Origin of the sequence: Streptomyces sp. MB09-02B, assembly GCF_033794485.1 — a bacterium.
Classification (GTDB): Bacteria; Actinomycetota; Actinomycetes; order Streptomycetales; family Streptomycetaceae; genus Streptomyces.
In genome coordinates this window covers 1-2,689 of the sequence record NZ_JARGEE010000709.1, presented here as the reverse complement: position 1 = coordinate 2,689, position 2,689 = coordinate 1, and the positions used below count along the sequence as shown (strand labels likewise).

The 2,689-nt window shown below is 68.6% G+C and carries 2 protein-coding genes; both read left to right on the top strand.

Going from position 1 to position 2,689, the window contains the following annotated elements:
* A partial coding sequence (locus tag P1P70_RS43135; RefSeq protein WP_319247745.1) for a tripartite tricarboxylate transporter TctB family protein occupies window positions 1-1,073 on the top strand: 1,073 nt, incomplete at its 5' end.
* Between the two features lie 122 nt (window positions 1,074-1,195).
* Window positions 1,196-2,599, top strand: coding sequence for a serine/threonine-protein kinase (locus P1P70_RS43130; protein WP_319247743.1), 1,404 nt, complete (start codon window positions 1,196-1,198; stop codon window positions 2,597-2,599).
* The last annotated feature ends 90 nt before the right edge of the window (window positions 2,600-2,689 follow it).

The following is a 2,689-nucleotide window of genomic DNA, read 5'->3' as shown; positions in this document are numbered from 1 at the left end:
CCCCAGGCCCTCCGCCATCGCCGCCCTTCGGCCCGCCCCGCGCACCCTGGTGGCGAACCGGGCGGGCACGCGCCGGCTTCGTCCTTGCCGTGCCGGTGCTCGGTTTTCTCAACGCGTTCCTCGGCTTTCTCATGCTGATTGCCGCGCTCTTTCTCCTGTGGTGGGGCAACGCCTGGCCGAAGCGATGGAAGGTGACCGCGACGGTCGCGGCCGTATTCCTGTTCGGGGCGGTCCTGCCACCGGCGCCGCAGGACAGGGCGTCGGACACCGTGGCGGGGGCGGACGCGAAGGCTCGGAACGCCGGAGACCCCGTCACCTCCCCGTCTTCGCGGGGCACGGCGGAGAACGGGCAGGAAACTGAGCCGACAACCGACCCGGAGACCCCGGACTACCGAGGCCTGCGGCTCGACAAAGCGAAGAAGATGGCCCAGGCGGACGGCTTCACCGTCGGCGACCACGACGCGTCCGACCAGGGCGACGGCATCTGGATGCGCTCCAACTGGACCGTCTGCTTCCAGCAGGCCGGCACATCGTCGGGCGGCGCGAGGACGATCGACTTCGGAGCGGTGCACACCGGAAGTCCTTGTCCCGCGCGGGACGGCGGCCCCATCCCCTGGCCGAAGATGCCGGATCTGACCGGCGCGACGTGGACGGCGGCTCAGAAGAAGCTCGCCGCTCTCGACGTCCCGGCCGACCGCACGTACGCGGACACGATCTACGGAAACGACACCCTCCCCGACGAGGGCGAGTACGACGAGTGGAAGGTGTGCGCGCACGATCCGGGCCGAGGGGAACCAATCACCGACAGCCCGTGGGTGAGGGTGTGGTTGTCCGCGCCGGAGAACGACTGTCCCGCCCAGGCACGAGAGAACAACGGATCCGCTCAGCTACCCGACCGCGACGACGACGGAGACCCCGACTACCACGACCCGTTCCCCGGTGACCGGAACCGCAACAGCACCTCCCCGGACGGCCTGCCCGGAAGCTCGGGTGACTCTGGTGGCTCAGGCGGATCGTCGAGCAGCTCGTCAGGTGGAGGCGGCTGGGGCGGCTGTCGCTCCCGCTGGTGCTGATCAGAAGGCGCGGGCCCCTGGGCAGCACCGGGCATCCGGCGGTCAGCGACACCGCCACCGCCACCGAGGGCAATCGGTAAGTAGCTCTGTGCCCGCCATCACCGGTGTGGTTATGTGCAGTCATGGAGCACGAGGGGACAGTTCCGGTCGTTGACACCAGGTATCGGCTGGAACGACGCCTGGGGGCGGGCGGCCAGGGGGAAGCTTGGCTTGCGTACGACGTGCGCCTGCGCCGCAGGGTGGTACTCAAACAGTGCACGATTCCTGAAGGAGTGTCAGCCGAGCAGCGCGAGGTTCTCATAGCGCGTGCCGAGCGTGAGGCCCGCACGGCCGGAAAGCTCAAGCATCCGGGCATCGTCACCGTCCACGATCAGCTCTCCGACCGCTTCGGCCTGCCCTGGATCGTGATGGAACACGTGGACGGCCAGTCTCTGCGGGAAGTCCTCGACGAGGGGCCACTCCATGCCACGGAGGCGGCGCGCATCGGCGAACAGATCGCGACGGCTCTGGCCGCCGCGCACGCGGCCGGAGTAGTCCATCGCGACATCAAGCCGGCGAACATCCTCCTCGAGGACGGCCGGGCGGTGATCGCCGACTTCGGGATCGCCACCATGGCGGGCGAGATCACTCTCACGCCCACGGGAACGGTGATCGGGACGCCGCAGTACATGTCCCCGGAGCGGATACTCGGCGGGCCGGCTTCTTCGGCTTCGGACATATGGTCGCTCGGAGCGACGCTGTACCGCGCAGTGGAGGGGCGTCCCCCGTTTTCCGGTGACTCCCCTCCGCAACTGATCCTGGCCGTCAGCCGCGGTGTTCCGGAGCCCATGCGCACCACCGGCGCCCTGCAGTCCCTGATCGGCCAGCTCATGCGGTTCGAACCGGCTGAGCGCCCTGCGGCAGCCGTCGCGGCAGCCTCGATGAGGGAGGTCGTCGAATGCCTCCCAACGGCCGATCCAGGGCTGGCCGACATCGACAGCCTGCTCGAAAAGGCAACCAAGAGTCGTGACGAAGGCGCCCTCGACCAGGCCGAGGACCACTACCGGTCGGCTCTCGACCTCGCCATAGAGCACCGCGCCAGGCAGAAGGAGGGCTGGGCGTGGGACGGGCTCGGCTCCTGCCGCTGGCGAGACGGTGACCCCGAGATGGCGCTGAAGTTCTTCACCCGGGCCGATCGCCTCGCCGACGAGACCGACGACACGCACCTGAAGGCCTGGAGCCTGTACAACCTCGGCGTGTATCGGCGCACCCGTGGTGAACGGGCGGCGGCCAATGACTACTTGCAGCGGTCCCTGGCGCTGTCGGAAGCCCATCGGTGCCCCGCAGCCGCAGGCTGGACCCACCACGAACTGGCCGAGTTGGCACGGCATGAGGGGGACACCCACCAGGAGCGCGAGCACTACGCAGCCGCTCTCCGTGTCGGCCTGGCCACCGATGACGACGGTCTGACGGGTTGGAGTCTGATTCACGTCGCCAGGTGCGCAGAGGAATCCGGCGATCTCCCACCAGCACGCGAGCACTATTGATCCGAAACGATAGGTGTTCTGGGTCGTTGATCCCTGCGTGAGTGAACTGGTGGGGGACGCACGGCAGTTGTCGCCGTCGGCGCAGGAGGC

What these genes read in the sequence shown, in the direction of transcription:
- P1P70_RS43130 (WP_319247743.1), top strand. Translation starts at nt 1,196, where the DNA reads ATGGAGCACGAGGGGACAGTTCCGGTCGTTGACACCAGGTATCGGCTG.